The following is a 16,175-nucleotide window of genomic DNA, read 5'->3' as shown; positions in this document are numbered from 1 at the left end:
CAAATTTCCGAAGCACGTGTCTTTGGTCATGCCATTCGGACGTTACGAACATAAATCATTTCAGCATGGTTCGCAAATTTCTGCTTTTATAAGGAAACCTTTTACGGGTAGTTCTGCTGTATTATTGCCTTGGCCGGATTTACTTAGCTGTATCGGTAGCCCGTCTATTTTTATAGTAAAACATATAGTCTTCGTGGCCTATGGAAGGTAAGATGTGGGGCTATTGACGGGTTCAATATGTGTATAAATGGTTTCTGTTGCAGGTGGGGGAGTTAATGCCTACCTTTGTTTCACAACAAAAAAGAAAGAAATAATTAAAAACGTAGAAGATTATGAAAAAGATTCTTGAAGTAACAGGTTTGAAAGAGCAGAATCTTGCTCCCGTAGTGAAAGGTTTGTCCGGTCTGTTGGCTGACCTCCAAGTGTATTACTCCAATCTTCGCGGATTCCACTGGAATATCCGTGGCGCAGAGTTCTTCGTTCTGCATGAGCAGTACGAGAAGATGTACGATGACCTCGCAGGAAAGATCGACGAAGTAGCTGAGCGTATCCTCCAGCTTGGTGGCAAGCCTGAGAACCGCTTCAGCGAGTACCTGAAAGTGGCTGAAGTGAAGGAAGAGCACGATCTCGTTTGTGCTGCAAGTACACTGAAGAATGTGTCCGACACGCTGCAGATCATCATTGCCAAGGAGCGTGACATCGCAGAAGTTGCCGGTGAGGCCGGTGATGAGGTAACTGTGGATCTGATGATCGGTTTCCTCTCTGAGCAGGAGAAGCTCGTTTGGATGCTGTCTGCTTATGCCGCAAAGTAAAAAACTCTTGAGGATGGGGCAAGGTTAAAGTACCAACCCCAAAAGAAAAAAGCGATGTTCGAAAGAGCATCGCTTTTTTGTTGCTGTATCTCTGTTGGCTAAATGCGAATCGGAGACCGGCAGCTTTATTCCAGGACTTCTTTGTTACCCTGTGTAATGAGAGCATTAGCTTCGCGAATGTGGCGGCGGTTCTTCCGTACCTGACGGTAGTAGATGAGGCAGGTAGTCAGGAAGTAGACGATCGTGTGTAGCCAAAGAGCCATGTACTCGCTATTGACCTCTCGTAGATTGGCACCCATGGACTTGATTTTGATGTATCCGTTGATGCCGAATGTAGAGGGGAAGAGATGGGAGACAATGCGCCAGCCCTCCGGTATGGATGCACCCGGCCACGACACTCCGGAGATAAAGAGGAGCGGTACGGAAGTAAAGACGAAGATCATCATACAACTTTCACGATGGCGTACTAAGACAGAGAGCGACATGGCGAAGAAGATGCAAGCCAGCAGATAAGGCAGGGCAAAGAGAATCAGATCCATCGCTTCTGCCAGCTGGATAAAGCCGAACATACGAGGCACGATAACCAGCGTATAGCACAGCACTGGTACGTAGATGGTCAGATAGGCCAGCCCCTTCCCAAAGACAATACGGAGTGCACCGGAGTAGTGGCTGATGTCCGTAGGCACGAGATCGTGAAACTTATTTTTCTCACGCGCCGTACCGGCCGAGAGGCCTATACCGAGCAGGAGTGTCTGCTGTATGATCAGGATGAGCACGGCAGGTAGTAGGAACGAAGCGAAGCCGGCGGACGGATTGTACAGTGCCACGTCCTCATAGTTGATGGGGTAAGAGATGATCTCTCCCTGACGCTCCGTAGCACCCACGCTGCGCGCTATCTTGATCTCCTTGTTCATCTCCAGCGAAACTTGTGTATTGGCAATGAGCAGGCTCTTGTAGTAGAGCAGTCCACTCATATCGCAGTAGAGGGAAATATGGGCCTTTCTGCCGGTATTGAGTTGTTGGGAGAAATCCTCCGGAACATAGATGATACCATAGGCATTGCGCCTGCGGATCTGTTCCTTGGCTTCCTCCATGTCGGTGCAGTGCCCTACGATGCTTACTTCTGGAGTGGCATCTACCCTTCGCAGGTAGTCACGACTCGATGCCGAGTTCGATCTGTCCACCACCATGGCCGGTACATCGCGTACCACTTCGAGGCTGTATATATAGCTGTAGAGAAGTGGGTAGAGGAGGGGTACTATGATGAAAAAGATGACCATACCCATATCTCTGAACGTCTTGCATAGCTCGTACCTCCATATGGCAAAGAGGTCTAAGAACATCGTCAGGAAGAATGCCGTAGAAAAGCGTCGAGGCTGTTTCGGAGTAATATCGGACATGTCAAGAGACGTATTTGTGGGTTAGGAGTATGTGCTTGAGCCGGCGAAGGAGCAGCAGTGGCAGCAGTGCGAAGATGACGAAAGCGAGGATATTGGTCCAGGCATATTGCAGTGAGAATCCGTCCAAAGCACTGGTCACGTAAGTTAGATAGTAATGCCTCAACGGGAATAGCACGCTGGCGGGCTGTATGATGGTGGGCATACCGAGAACGGGAAATGAAGCTCCGCATATGGAAAAGGAAATAATGCCCCACAGAGAAGCAAAGCTAAGCCCCAACCTCATCGTCGGCAGGGTGACGAACATGAGTACGCCCAAACCCTGACAAGCGAGGATGAAGAGATACATAAGGATCAGCATCGGCATAAAACCACCATTGATCGGGTAGGAGAGGAAGCCGTACAGATATACGTCTATAAAAGTGCCGATAAGCATGAATGCCACCGTTTGGGGTAGCAGCTTGCCCAAAAGAGCGATGGACATGCTGCCGCCGGCCATTTCCATCCATTCGCGAGCTGTCGACCTCTTGATCTCCATGGCTATGCTACACACTGTGACCATAAAGATCAGCAGACCCAGCACGCCGGGTATCATGATGTTGCTCAAGTAGATGGAGTAGTTGAGCCACGGATTGCCTATGGAGTGGGTGTCGATGACGATCGGCTGCAGCCACTCCATGGCCTGGCTTTCGGTGGCTCCCCGGGCATACAGCTGCGAACGAGCGGCTGCACCGGCTACCAGCTCGCTGATCATCTTATTGTCCCTGAAGAGGAGCGAACCGCCCACCATATAGGCATAGTTGGTATAGAAGGAGAGCTTGGGTTGCTTCTGTGCGTAGGCATCCCGTGTCATTCCCTCAGGGATATAGTAGTAACCGTATATCTCACCTCGCTGTACCGCCAGCCGAGCCTCGCGTACGCTCTCGAACTGCTTGACGATTTGGGTTTGCTCCATCGAATTGAGGTGGCGTGCTATGGTGCGCGACGTCTGTGTACGATCGAGATCCACAACCCCTGCAGGCAGGTTCTGCGGCAAACCCATATCCATGATAGAGGGGAAGAAGAGACAGCAAAAGACAGGAGCTATCACCATGCAGAAGAGGAAGAGGGCGCGACTCGACAGTTGTCGTACCTCTCTGCGCATGGTGGCTATAAGGGCTGTCCCGTGCATGACCTTACTGCTCATCGTTACTTGCGTATGATCACGGACATACCCGGGCGTAGTTTTTGTGCCTTGTCATTATCGACGAGGGTAGCCTTTACCTCGAACGTTTTCAGGTCGTACTGCCCCGTTGTCTTGGTCGCTTTCCAAGCCGCGTAGGTACCCATGTTCTTGACAAATGTGATCTTGAAGCGTACTTTTTCTTCATTCAGAGCAGGTACTACCGTCTCCAGGACGCTTCCCATGGCCATATTGCCGAGGAAATCCTCCCGAACGGCAAAGCTCGCCCACATATCGTTCATCTCGGCAATGTTCATGATAGGTGCGCCGGTGCCTACGAGTTCGCCGGCTTTGGGGAATATCTCCGACACTTCGCCGGCCCGTGGGGCTATGAGGTAGGTTTCATTGATGTACGACTCCACCTCGGCGACAGCCCCTCTGGCCCTATCGACGAGGGCAGAAGCCGCCAACTTGTCTTCGCGTTCAGCACCGTTGCGAGCCATATTGTACTGGGCTTCGGCCGCTTTTTGCGTAGCGATAGCCGCATCGCGCTGCGCTGTGGCTTCGTCCAACTTCTGAGCCGGCACAACTCCTTGGTCATAGAGGTTCTGCACGCGCTGGTACGTCTTGGTCGCTATGGCTACGCCGGCTTGTGCTTTCTGCCACATCTCATAGGCTGCCTGTATCTGTTCGCTGCGTGCCCCTTTGAGAGCCTTGGCATTCTGAGCCTGTGCAGCCGCTTCGGCAGCCCTTGCCTGTTCCATCTTGGCTGCTACGTCGGGGGCTTCGATGATGGCGAGGGTATCGCCGGCCTGTACCTGCTGCCCTTCGGATACCCTAAGCTCCTTGATGCGCCCGGGTACTTTGCTGGACACCCGGTATTCGGTCACTTCGATCTGTCCTTGGATAATCTCCTCGGCAGGTTTGAGCATGAAAAACCCAACGATCGTCACCACTGCGATGACTCCCAGCAAGAGGAGAAAAGCCGGGAATACGATATTACGTTGTTTGTTGTCCGTCATAATGATAATATGTTTGATCAGATGAATAACGAAATAAGGAAAAACGGTATCATTCCGAAACGACTTCTTCCGGAGAGAGGTGTCCCGAAGCCTTGCGCAGCATCAGTTCGGTCAGTTTCACATCGATCTGTGCATCGATCTTTGCAGACCGGGCCGATAGCCATGCCGTCTGCGCTTCCAGTACGTTGGAGGCCGTTATGATGCCCTCACGAAAACCTACATTGGCATAGCGCAGGTTTTCTTCTGCTTTCTCCATATTCTTCGTGGCCATGACAAGGCGTTTGCCTGCCTCCCGTACTTTGAGGACACTTTGGGAGAGCTGCAGCTCGATGCTTTCGCGTGCTTTGGCAAGCTGTTGGGCTGCGATGCGAGCTTCCGCTTTGGCCGCTCTTACCTTATGCGTGCCTTGTCCCCAGTGCCAGATGGGAACCTTGAGCATCACACCCACATTCCACATGCCTCCGAATTTGTTCTCGAAGCCGTTGAAGGAGGACGGATTAGTCACTATATAGTTGCCCACGAAAGCCAGCGAAGGCAGATATTCCGACCGTGTAAGCCGTATCTTCTGTTTGGAGATTTGCTCTAACAGGGCGAGGCTCTTGAGTTCGGGACGGTTGTCGAGCGTATATTGCAGGTCGGCCTCTGCCGGAGCAATGGCTGTCGGCAGTTCTTCTTGCCCTTCGTCTGCGAGGACGATCTTCTCTTCCAGGGGTAGTCCTATCGTTTGGCACAGGAGCATGCGCGAGAGGCTAAGCCCGTCCTCTACCTTGGCGAGCGTCATCTCCGCTTCGTTCACTTTTACCGATACGTTGAGACCGTCGGCACGGGTGGCCAATCCCTCCTTGATGAGCTTCTGAACATCGTTGTCGAGCTTCGTCAGCAACTCCAGATAGCTCACGGCAAGGCGGTGCTTATTGGCCAGGGAAACTACCTGCCAATAGGCTTGGTCGGTGGCGAGGATCACATCCTGCTGTCCGGTCTTGTGCTGCCAGTGTGCTATCTCTTCTGCATAGCGCGTGATGCGATTGTAGGCATATATCTTGCCGCCTACGTACAGCGGTTGGGTCAGGGTCAGTACACCGGCATAGACGTTCCGAGTGTCGGTGCGGAGGGCATCGACAAGGTGTGTGCCGAAGGCATTAAGCCCCTGACTCGTCTGGGCGGCTATCTGCGGCATCATGGATCCGATAAGGGGAGCCAAATCGGGATGCTGGGCGAGGATGGACTGAATGGCCGTCGTGATGTAAGGATTCTGGCCTACGGCTGTGACAAGGTCGGTGCCGAGATTCTGGAGCTTGTGCTTCTGCTCGTCGCTCAGTAGTGATACTTCCTTTTGGTTGTGCAGATAGGTACCTGTGGCCGAGATCTCGGGCAGGTAGCTGGTGAAAGCGGCTTTGCGAGTACTGGTAGCCGCATTTATCTTCTCGCGACTTATGGCCAAGTCTCTGTTGTGCTCGAGAGCGAGGTGCCGGCATTCGTTCACGCTCAGTACTCTTTGCCCATATACAGGCCACAAGGAGCACGCCAAAACGCATGCGGTAATCAATCGTTTCATACCTGAGTCTTATTTGTCTCTATCACAAAAAAGGGGTTTCGATCGGATAGTTCCTACCGTGCCCCCATCTATTCTTCTTCGAACTTCGTCCCAAAGGTAAGGAAATGCGGCTGATAAATAAAAATCCAACAGTGAAAAAATGCAAGGGATTTTATACCAAGTGTTTCGAGTTAGAAAATTAACCAAGTAGGTTTTCTAAATGTTGGTCGGTCGATTTCCAACAAGAAGGGGATCAAAATCATAAGGATGTATTCTTCCCCCGAGGGCATAGCGGTAGGATGCGAATGTTTGCGATTCATTCGGCTTCGGCTTTTTGATTACATTTGCACACCGACAAAGCCTTTCGCTTGAAGGTAAATATCTGTATAACAGATAGATCTTGTCGTGTGAATAGAATTTGTATTGACGAATCATCAAACGATATGTATATGTACTCCGACTTCATCCTAATGTGCAAACGGTCGATGGTAGAGCCCTTTCTGCCATTTGCTTATTCGATATTCAGGGTTTTTGAACCGGTCGGACAGCCTTTCCTATTATGAAGTAAAGAGAGATAAAGCTTTCCCAATCCCCATCAAACAGATAAGGCACGCACTCGATTCATCTACGAATCAAGTGCGTGCCTCTTTTTTGTAAGCTCGTGAATCGGCCTTTTGAGCCGTCCGAACTATATATAAATCAGGTACGATTTATATACAAATAGAAAACGATTTATATATAAAACGAAAATGATCTGTATATAAATCGAATTTCATTTATACACAGATCATTCCTGTACTTCATTTAGTTGGATTTTCTTCCCTTTTTAGATTGAATCCAGCTTCCTTTTAGATGCTTATTTGGAATGATTCCAAGTTCGTCTTCGTTGTTGAAAACTTTTTTGGCTTGAGTTTTTAGCCTGTCACACCGTTTGGACTATCGGACGAGGTGCCGGCTTTTACAGCCGTATCAGTATCCGCGGAGGATTCGTTTGATGTCGTTTAGCTTATTGAGGGCCTCCAAGGGGGTGAGGTTGTCGATGTTCAGGTCGAGGATCTCCTCTCTGATTTGGGACAGGACGGGATCGTCGAGCTGGAAAAAGCTAAGTTGATAGCCGTCGATGCTCCTGCCTTTTTCGTCCCGGGGAAGCGTGGGCGATGCATTTTTTACCTTTTCGGAAGGGCCTCGTTTGGTGTCTTTGGTTTTCGGCTCTTCTCCCTCTATTCTCTCCCTTTCTTGTTCGAGCCGATGCAATATGTCCGTAGCTCGCTGTACGATATGAGGTGGCATGCCGCCGAGACGGGCTACCTGAATGCCGAAGCTGTGTGCACTGCCGCCCGGCTCCAATTTGCGAAGAAATAGCATCTTGCCGTCCACTTCGCGAGCCGATACATTGAAGTTGTGTACCCGATTGAGTTGCCCTTCCAGCTCGTTCAGCTCGTGGTAGTGTGTGGCGAAGAGGGTGCGTGGATGCGCTTTGGGATTGTCATGGATGTACTCCACGATAGACCAGGCTATGGAGATACCGTCGTAAGTGCTGGTACCCCGTCCCAATTCGTCGAATAGTACCAGACTGCGTGGGGTGAGGTTATTCAGAATATTGGAGGCTTCCTGCATTTCGACCATGAAGGTGGATTCGCCCATGGAGATGTTATCCGAAGCTCCCACCCGTGTGAAAATGCTGTCCACCATGCCGATACGTGCACTTTCGGCCGGTACGAAGGAGCCGATCTGTGCCATCAGAGAGATCAGGGCCGTCTGCCTGAGCAGAGCGGACTTACCGCTCATATTGGGGCCGGTGACGATGATGACTTGCTGGCGGTCTGTGTCCAAATAAATATCGTTGGCGATATAAGGTTCATCGGCCGGCAGCTGCTGTTCGATGACGGGGTGGCGGCCGGCTTTGATGTCGATGGTAAAGCTCTCGTCCACTACAGGGCAGATAAATCTGTAGCGACGTGCCGACTCGGCAAAGGAGAGAAGACAATCCAGAGAAGCCACCGCCTGACTGTCCTGTTGCAGAGGAGCCACGTATCGCTGCAGCTCGGCTACAAGCAGGGCGTATAGCTGTCCTTCGAGGGCGGCTATTTTCTCTTCGGCTCCGAGTATTTTCGTTTCGTACTCTTTCAGTTCTTCCGTAATATACCGTTCGGCACTGACGAGCGTTTGCTTGCGGATCCACTCGGCCGGCACCTTGTCCTTGTGCGTGTTGCGCACTTCGATATAGTAGCCGAATACATTGTTGTAAGCTACTTTGAGGCTGGGTATTCCCGTTCGCTTTATTTCCTGCTGCTGTAGTTTGATCAGGTAATCTTTGCCGCTGTATGCCAGTGCGCGCAGTTCGTCGAGCGTGGCATCGACACCATGTGCGATGACGGGACCGCGACCGAGAGCGGCCGGAGCGTCCGGCATCACCTCACGCAATATCCTGTCGCGTAATTCCGTACACAGTTCCAACTTTTCTCCCAGTGCGCGCAGATTCTCTTCGTCTGCTTGGGTACAAACTGCCTTGATCGGTTCGAGTGCCTGCAGGGCAACGCGTAGCTGTACCATCTCTCGCGGTGAAATGCGTCCCATGGCGCCTTTCGTCACCAAACGTTCCAAGTCGCCTATCTCTGTCAGATGTTCGGCAATGATGGCTCGCTCTTCAGGATGTCGGAAGAAAAACTCCACCACTCGCTGTCGGGCTTGTATGCGTGCAGGGTCTTTGAGTGGGAATACGATCCACTGTCTCATACGCCTTGCTCCCATAGGCGTTATCGTATGGTCGATGATGTCGAGCAGGCTCTTGCCTCCTTCGTTCATCGGGCTAAGCAATTCCAGGCTTCGGACGGTGAACTTATCCAAGCGTACATACCGGTTTTCATCCAGTCGGCTCAGCGAAGTGATGTGTTGTAGCTGATGGTGCTGTGTCAGATCGAGATAGTTCAGCACGGCTCCGGCTGCCGTTACGGCTATCGAAAGCTCTTCCAGCCCGAAACCTTTGAGGCTTTTCAGGTCAAAGTGCTTGAGTACGCGTAGTCGATTGTTCTCCGAGGAGAAAGCCCAGTCCTCCATGTCGAAGATAAATCCGCTCCAGTGGAAGAGATCGTTGAAGCGAGACCGCTCCGACCGTTCCACGAGGATTTCCTTCGGGCGGTAGTTGGTCAGGAGTTTTTCCACATAGTCGGCATTGCCTTGTCCGGCCATAAATTCGCCGGTGGATATGTCCAGAAGAGAAATACCGAAGACCTCCTTGCCGCAGGAGATGGCTGCAAGGAAATTGTTCTCCTTATGAGAGAGCACATTGTCGTTGGTCGATACGCCGGGAGTGACCAGCTCGGTAATGCCTCGTTTGACCAGCGTTTTGGTCTTTTTCGGATCTTCCAGTTGGTCGCATATGGCCACGCGCTTGCCGGCTCGTACCAATTTGGGCAGATAGGTATCCAGCGCATGATGAGGAAAGCCGGCCAATTCGACAAACTGGGCAGCACCGTTGGCGCGCCGTGTCAGCGTTATCCCCAAGATCTCGGAAGCCACGATGGCATCCTCCGAAAATGTTTCGTAGAAATCTCCCACCCTGAACAGCAGGATAGCATCGGGGTGTTTTTGCTTGATCTGAAAGTATTGGCGCATCAAAGGCGTTTCTACCACAGGCTTTGCCATCGTGAAAAAAGTTGATTGGATAAGAAAAAACGCAAGCGAAGCACATTGTCCCCGGAGAGCTTGACGGGGACTGTGTCAAAATTCATTCTTGGCACAGCTCCCTTTTAGGTACGTAAGAATGCCTAAAGTACAGGGCACTGAGGCTGAAAGGAGCGTACTGTGAAGTACGTGACTGAAGCCGAATGTCGCGCAACGCAGTAATTTGCGCATTATGACACACCGCCATCTCAGCGGTCAATGCACTCCGCTTAGAGAGGTTATGGGTAAAAAGAGAAGGGGATAGAGGGAATAGGGCTTGAGTGGATTACTCTTCGCCCTCCTCTTCCTTCATGTTGTGGAAGACGTTTTGCACGTCTTCGTCTTCTTCGATTCGCTCGATGAGCTTCTCGATCTGTTCGCGCTGCTCGGCGGTCACCTCTTTCGTATCGTTGGGTATGCGGACGAATTCGGCCGAAGCGATCTCATAGCCTGCATCTTCCAGATATTTCTGGATGTTGGAGTTCTCCGAAAAGTCACCGTAGAGAATGATCTCGTTTTCGTCCTCTTCCAGTTCGTCCACACCGTAGTCTATCAGTTCGAGTTCAAGGCTTTCCAGATCCATATCGTCTTTCTTGACGATGTGGAATACGCATTTGTGCTGGAAGAGGAATTCCAAGCTGCCGGAAGTACCGAGCGATCCGCCATGTTTGTTGAAGTAGCTGCGTACATTGGCCACGGTACGTGTGGTATTGTCCGTAGCTGTCTCCACGAAGATCGCGATACCGTAAGGACCATAGCCCTCATAGTTCATCTCTTTGTAGTCCGTATAGTCTTTGGAGGTAGCTTTTTTGATGGCGCGTTCCACGTTCTCCTTCGGCATATTCTCCTTCTTGGCTGTCTGCACGAGGATACGCAGACGCGGATTGGTCTCCACGTCGGGGCCGCCTTCTTTGGCAGCGATGGTGATTTCCTTTCCTAACTTGGTGAAGACGCGGGCCATATTGCCCCAGCGTTTCATTTTCCTTGCTTTACGATATTCAAATGCTCGTCCCATAATGATATGTCGATTCTTATTTTGTCGATTTTCGTTTGATTGTCAGCGGAGTTGCGCACCGAGCTTTTGCTCCAGAGTCGTCCGTATCTTAGCCATGATAGCCTCTATCTGTTTGTCGTTAAGCGTCTTCTCATCATTGCGCAGGAAGAAGCTCACGGCATAACTCTTCTTTCCGGCAGGCAGGTTCTTTCCCTCGTACACATCGAATAGTTCCACCCTGCGCAGCAGTTTCTTCTCACAGCCACGAGCCAGTGATTCTATTTCGGCAAAGGAAACAGCCTTGTCCAAAAGCAATGCCAGATCCCTCTTTACTTCGGGGAAGCGAGGTAGATCGCGTGCCTCCAATTTGTATCGGGCCGATTCGCTCATGAGGGCATCCCAAAGCAATTCGGCAAAGTAAACGGGTTGCTCGATGTCGAAGCGTTTGATCAGTTCCGTTGATACCGTTCCGAATGTACCCAACAGTTTACCCGAACGAGTCTTGACCTCCATGGCAGATGCGTACAGATCATTGTCAGCTGTCTCCAGCGTATAAGCTCCGGTTTCGATCCCTACGCGGCAAAGTACCTGTTCTACCACAGCTTTCAGTTCAAATACCGAAGTCGGTTCTTCGGGGTGTGCCCAGCTATTGTGCACCCGTTGTCCGCATATCCAAATGCCGAGGCGATCGTCCTCTGCATAGGCAGCAAGGGGAGTCTCGTCCGTGCGCTTTGCGGCATGGAAGCGATAGCATTTACCCCATTCAAAGAGATAGAGGGAGAGATGCTTACGACGGAGGTTGTGGCTGAGCGTCTCCAATCCTCCGAATAGCAGAGTCTGCCTCATGCAGTTTAGCTCCTGACTCAGCGGATTCATCAGCTCCACGGCCATCTCTCTCGGATGGGCCTTAAGACCTTCGTAATAAGAACCGGCCGTAAGCGAATTGTTGAGTATTTCATTGAAGCCGGCTCCGACCAATTGTTCGGATACGACTGTTTGCCATTTGTAGCGACGATCCGTTTCTGTCTCGTGTCCCAGGCTGGCACGGATATAGCCCGTCAGCTCCACTTGGTTGTAGCCATAGATGCGCATGATCTCTTCGATCACATCTACATCGCGGGTCACATCCGTACGATAGCGTGGCACTTCCAATGTCATGACCCCGTCTTCTTCTTTGTTGATACGAATCTCAAGACTGTTGAGGATGCTCCTCACCATCTCAGGCTCTATCGTTCTGCCTATCACGCAGTTCACTTTCTCGAAAGACAAACAGATCCGGTGCGGTGGCAGGGGATTGGGATAAATATCTGTCATCCCACCGAGACAGCCGCCTGCAATCTCTAATATAAGCGAAGCCGCACGACGCAATGCCCAATCCGTACGCTCCGGATCCAATCCGCGCTCGAAGCGGAAAGAACTGTCCGTATTGAGACCCAATCGGCGAGCCGTACGGCGTACCATCGTCGGGTTGAAATTGGCACTCTCGAGGAATATATCTGTTGTTTTTTCCGTTACACCGGAGTGAAGACCGCCGAAAACGCCTGCCACACACATGGGATCGCCGTTCGAATCGCATATCATCAGATCCTCGGCCGTCAGCTTACGCTCCACTCCATCCAGTGTGACGAACGGAGTGCCTTCGGCCACTGTCTGCACATGAACTCGATCTCCTTTGATGAAAGCCATATCAAAAGCATGAAGAGGTTGGCCAAACTCATGAAGGACGTAATTCGTAATGTCTACGATGTTATTGATCGGACGCAGGCCGATCGCCAGCAATCTGTTGCGCAGCCATTCGGGGCTTTCTCCTACCGTAATATCTCTGATCACCAATCCCTGATAGCGTGGGCAAGCTGTGGCATCTGCTACTTTCACGTCTATTCGACTGTCGATGATGTCTGTCGGCAGATTTACCTCCGGCAGTTTGAGTTCTGCAGGTATGCCATTCCGTTTCAGGCTGGCCGCCAAGTCGCGTGCCACGCCATAGTGCGAAGTGGCATCTACGCGGTTGGGCGTAATGTCCACTTCTATGCAGTAATCACTTTCTACATGATAGTACTCGGCGGCAGGCATCCCCACGGATGCATCGTTCGGCAGGACGATAATCCCGTCATTCGACGAGCCTACACCGATTTCCACTTCGGAGCATATCATTCCGAAGCTCTCCACACCCCGAATCTTGGACTTCTTGATGGCAAACTCTTCTTCTCCATGATAGAGCGTGGTGCCCACCGTTGCCACTACCACCTTTTGTCCTGCGGCTACATTGGGCGCACCGCAGACAATTTGCAAAGTGGCATCCGCCCCCACATCTACCGTGGTGATATGCAAATGATCCGAATTCGGGTGCTCCTCACAAGTCAGAACATGGCCGATCACCAAACCTCGCAAACCACCCCGAATCGTTTCGATCTCTTCTACACCGCCGGTCTCCAGTCCGATAGAGGTGAGCGTATCGGCTATCTCCCGCGGAGAGAGAGTGCAAGGCAGGTACTCCAAGAGCCATTTGTATGAGATATTCATCTTTGTTACTCCTTAGTTATATATGTGCTTCAGAGACTCATGGGTCAGGTCTCAAACGCGATTATTATATGTAAGCCCACAAATTTAGCGTTTTTCTTGGGGAGTGTTTGTTTTATGTTCGTCTTGTGCCGCTTTGTACCATCCGAGTACTCTGCTTTCATTTCTCCCAAAGACTCTGTCATATCCATTTTGGTTTGAAAAATTCGGTGTATTTGGGGCTGTAAAACGTGGTCTGAGAATATTTTTGTTTTGGTGCGGGAGTTGAAAAAATCTCGCACCGGACCGAAAATATTCTCGCGCCATTTTTGGTAGATTTTGGTTTGAGATTTGGGCGATTTACGGCTCGATTTTCGGCTTGTGCGATTGGTGCCTCTGTTTTTTTCGACACCCTTCTCTTTCCCTTGTACCCTTTATTCCGGACCAACCGCCAACATTTCCGGCTGAAAAGTCTTTTTGCAGAGAAAATTTTCTTCTTCTCATTTTCCTCCTCTTTCAGCCTTTTTTCTCTCCTACGCGCGCGAACCATATTATATATATGCCTGTATTTTCGGTTTTTCTCATGGGTGATGTCTTTCCTTTTCCGCTTGTTTTGTGGGTATTTTTGAGGGAAAAATTCTTTGAAAGATTTGGTTGTAAAGAAAAAAGGAGTACTTTTGTGACCGCAAAAGCGATCCATGACCGATTTACCGAGGATGAAGGGGTTTTTCCGACAAGCGGGTCGGGGGTTCTTTTACGGGAAGGACGGCAAAACGCCTCCTTTATTCAAAGTCAGGCGAAAAAACGCCGATTGATTTTGCTGATTCGGAAAAAGGTTTTACTTTNCTCCTTTATTCAAAGTCAGGCGAAAAAACGCCGATTGATTTTGCTGATTCGGAAAAAGGTTTTACTTTTGCACCCACTGTCCGCCGCTTGATCGGCTCTGTTCCGTGAGGTGGGAGGATAGGGATTAAGACAGCGATCATTGACATTGTTCATACGAAGAACAAAAGTGTAGTACAAGAAAAAGAGGCGAGAGAAAAGGCTTCGTTCATTCTTTTGCATCTGCTNTACTCTGTCAAAGAGAAAGAAAAGACCGAGAGGGAAAAAGAAACCGAGGTGTACTACCTGATAAATCGAATTATCGTCAAGGATAATTTTTTCAGTCTGAGCTAAAACAAAACAGAAGCAAACAGAAACACAAATATGACAGTGGAGAGTTTGATCCTGGCTCAGGATGAACGCTAGCGATAGGCTTAACACATGCAAGTCGAGGGGCAGCATGAACTTAGCTTGCTAAGTTTGATGGCGACCGGCGCACGGGTGCGTAACGCGTATGCAACTTGCCTTACAGAGGGGGATAACCCGTTGAAAGACGGACTAATACCGCATATACTTATTCGGTTGCATGACCGGGCAAGGAAATATTTATAGCTGTAAGATAGGCATGCGTCCCATTAGCTGGTTGGTGAGGTAACGGCTCACCAAGGCAACGATGGGTAGGGGAACTGAGAGGTTTATCCCCCACACTGGTACTGAGACACGGACCAGACTCCTACGGGAGGCAGCAGTGAGGAATATTGGTCAATGGGCGAGAGCCTGAACCAGCCAAGTCGCGTGAAGGAAGACTGTCCTAAGGATTGTAAACTTCTTTTATACGGGAATAACGGGCGATACGCGTATTGCTATGAATGTACCGTAAGAATAAGCATCGGCTAACTCCGTGCCAGCAGCCGCGGTAATACGGAGGATGCGAGCGTTATCCGGATTTATTGGGTTTAAAGGGTGCGTAGGTTGTTCGGTAAGTCAGCGGTGAAAACTGAGCGCTCAACGTTCAGCGTGCCGTTGAAACTGCCGGGCTTGAGTTCAGAGGCGGCAGGCGGAATTCGTGGTGTAGCGGTGAAATGCATAGATATCACGAGGAACTCCGATTGCGAAGGCAGCTTGCCATACTGCGACTGACACTGAAGCACGAAGGCGTGGGTATCAAACAGGATTAGATACCCTGGTAGTCCACGCAGTAAACGATGATTACTAGGAGTTTGCGATATACCGTCAAGCTTCCACAGCGAAAGCGTTAAGTAATCCACCTGGGGAGTACGCCGGCAACGGTGAAACTCAAAGGAATTGACGGGGGCCCGCACAAGCGGAGGAACATGTGGTTTAATTCGATGATACGCGAGGAACCTTACCCGGGATTGAAATGTAGACGACGGATGGTGAAAGCCGTCTTCCCTTCGGGGCGTCTATGTAGGTGCTGCATGGTTGTCGTCAGCTCGTGCCGTGAGGTGTCGGCTTAAGTGCCATAACGAGCGCAACCCACATCGGTAGTTGCTAACAGGTTTAGCTGAGGACTCTACCGAGACTGCCGTCGTAAGGCGTGAGGAAGGTGTGGATGACGTCAAATCAGCACGGCCCTTACATCCGGGGCGACACACGTGTTACAATGGGAGGGACAAAGGGCAGCTACCGGGCGACCGGATGCGAATCTCGAAACCCTTCCCCAGTTCGGATCGGAGTCTGCAACTCGACTCCGTGAAGCTGGATTCGCTAGTAATCGCGCATCAGCCATGGCGCGGTGAATACGTTCCCGGGCCTTGTACACACCGCCCGTCAAGCCATGGGAGTCGGGGGTACCTGAAGGGCGTAACCGCAAGGGGCGCACTAGGGTAATACCGGTGACTGGGGCTAAGTCGTAACAAGGTAGCCGTACCGGAAGGTGCGGCTGGAACACCTCCTTTCTGGAGTTCGGACTGTAAAAGGAATTGTCCGTCCAAGGGGATAAGGAGATTAAGAAGCAGGTAGGGGTGAACCGTCGTGTTTCGGAGATTTATCCGAACGCGAAGGAATCCATCTATCGCCTTCGGTTTCGACTCTCGGCTTTTTTATTTTAAAAGAATCTTTACTGCACAGACTGCAATAGAAGCATCAGCTGTTCGACGTATGAATAAAACGAATATAACCTGCGGATATTCTCTGTGGCGCGCCTTGGGTGCGGCGGGGGGATGTCCGGGAGGGTTCTCTCTTAGAGCGATAAGAGAGAGAGAGAATAGACTTGAAAAAAACAGGAGTCTCTCCCTCCCCCGAGGCAG

10 protein-coding genes and 1 rRNA gene are annotated in these 16,175 nt (G+C 50.8%); 3 read left to right on the top strand and 8 right to left on the bottom strand.

The window, feature by feature from the left end; all coding sequences use genetic code 11:
- Nucleotides 1-332 precede the first annotated feature (332 nt).
- On the top strand, nt 333-812 hold the full coding sequence (locus HQ49_RS04175) for a Dps family protein (RefSeq protein WP_018964456.1): 480 nt from the start codon (nt 333-335) through the stop codon (nt 810-812).
- A gap of 125 nt (nt 813-937) precedes the next feature.
- Here HQ49_RS04175 and HQ49_RS04170 read toward each other — a convergent pair whose 3' ends face one another.
- The 8 genes from HQ49_RS04170 to HQ49_RS12620 all read right to left on the bottom strand — a co-directional run bounded on the left by HQ49_RS04170 (nt 938) and on the right by HQ49_RS12620 (nt 13,385).
- Entirely contained in the window at nt 938-2,155 is a 1,218-nt protein-coding gene (locus HQ49_RS04170) for an ABC transporter permease (RefSeq protein ID WP_050563580.1), read from the bottom strand.
- Nucleotides 2,156-2,213: 58 nt separating this feature from the next.
- Nucleotides 2,214-3,395 carry an ABC transporter permease gene (locus tag HQ49_RS04165; protein ID WP_039418607.1) on the bottom strand — a complete coding sequence of 394 codons (1,182 nt, stop codon included), beginning with the start codon at nt 3,393-3,395 and terminating at the stop codon, nt 2,214-2,216.
- 2 nt (nt 3,396-3,397) lie between these two features.
- Nucleotides 3,398-4,393 (bottom strand): HlyD family secretion protein, encoded by a 996-nt coding sequence (locus HQ49_RS04160; RefSeq protein WP_039418605.1) that lies wholly within the window; start codon nt 4,391-4,393, stop codon nt 3,398-3,400.
- A 49-nt stretch (nt 4,394-4,442) separates the two neighbouring features.
- The gene (locus tag HQ49_RS04155; RefSeq protein ID WP_039418604.1) at nt 4,443-5,948 is read right to left on the bottom strand and encodes a TolC family protein; all 1,506 of its coding nucleotides are present in this window, start codon (nt 5,946-5,948) and stop codon (nt 4,443-4,445) included.
- Nucleotides 5,949-6,896: 948 nt separating this feature from the next.
- A complete protein-coding gene (mutS, locus tag HQ49_RS04150; RefSeq protein WP_039418603.1) occupies nt 6,897-9,572 on the bottom strand; it encodes a DNA mismatch repair protein MutS in 2,676 nt (891 codons plus the stop codon).
- Between the two features lie 304 nt (nt 9,573-9,876).
- Complete coding sequence (locus tag HQ49_RS04145) at nt 9,877-10,605, bottom strand: YebC/PmpR family DNA-binding transcriptional regulator (RefSeq protein ID WP_004583754.1); 729 nt, start codon at nt 10,603-10,605, stop codon at nt 9,877-9,879.
- Between the two features lie 42 nt (nt 10,606-10,647).
- Complete coding sequence (pheT, locus tag HQ49_RS04140; RefSeq protein ID WP_039418602.1) at nt 10,648-13,107, bottom strand: phenylalanine--tRNA ligase subunit beta; 2,460 nt, start codon at nt 13,105-13,107, stop codon at nt 10,648-10,650.
- A 44-nt stretch (nt 13,108-13,151) separates the two neighbouring features.
- On the bottom strand, nt 13,152-13,385 hold the full coding sequence (locus HQ49_RS12620) for a DUF1661 domain-containing protein (RefSeq protein ID WP_394331885.1): 234 nt from the start codon (nt 13,383-13,385) through the stop codon (nt 13,152-13,154).
- Here HQ49_RS12620 and HQ49_RS12615 point away from each other — a divergent pair.
- Together HQ49_RS12615 and HQ49_RS04125 are read left to right on the top strand one after the other, a co-directional pair.
- Nucleotides 13,360-13,419: a hypothetical protein gene (locus HQ49_RS12615; protein ID WP_394331898.1), complete on the top strand. Its 60-nt coding sequence runs from the start codon at nt 13,360-13,362 to the stop codon at nt 13,417-13,419. The genes HQ49_RS12620 and HQ49_RS12615 overlap by 26 nt on opposite strands.
- Nucleotides 13,420-14,292: 873 nt before the next feature.
- Nucleotides 14,293-15,824 (top strand): 16S ribosomal RNA (locus HQ49_RS04125).
- Nucleotides 15,825-16,175 lie beyond the last annotated feature (351 nt).

The sequence above is a fragment of the Porphyromonas gulae genome, from assembly GCF_000765945.1.
Lineage (GTDB): Bacteria > Bacteroidota > Bacteroidia > Bacteroidales > Porphyromonadaceae > Porphyromonas > Porphyromonas gulae.
This window is presented reverse-complemented; position numbering and strand designations above follow the sequence as displayed.

Coding starts and splice junctions, on each gene's coding strand:
- HQ49_RS04160 (WP_039418605.1), bottom strand. CDS start 4,393: ATGACGGACAACAAACAACGTAATATCGTATTCCCGGCTTTTCTCCTC.
- HQ49_RS04155 (WP_039418604.1), bottom strand. CDS start 5,948: ATGAAACGATTGATTACCGCATGCGTTTTGGCGTGCTCCTTGTGGCCT.
- mutS (WP_039418603.1), bottom strand. CDS start 9,572: ATGGCAAAGCCTGTGGTAGAAACGCCTTTGATGCGCCAATACTTTCAG.
- HQ49_RS04175 (WP_018964456.1), top strand. CDS start 333: ATGAAAAAGATTCTTGAAGTAACAGGTTTGAAAGAGCAGAATCTTGCT.
- HQ49_RS04145 (WP_004583754.1), bottom strand. CDS start 10,605: ATGGGACGAGCATTTGAATATCGTAAAGCAAGGAAAATGAAACGCTGG.
- HQ49_RS04165 (WP_039418607.1), bottom strand. CDS start 3,395: ATGAGCAGTAAGGTCATGCACGGGACAGCCCTTATAGCCACCATGCGC.
- pheT (WP_039418602.1), bottom strand. CDS start 13,107: ATGAATATCTCATACAAATGGCTCTTGGAGTACCTGCCTTGCACTCTC.
- HQ49_RS04170 (WP_050563580.1), bottom strand. CDS start 2,155: ATGTTCTTAGACCTCTTTGCCATATGGAGGTACGAGCTATGCAAGACG.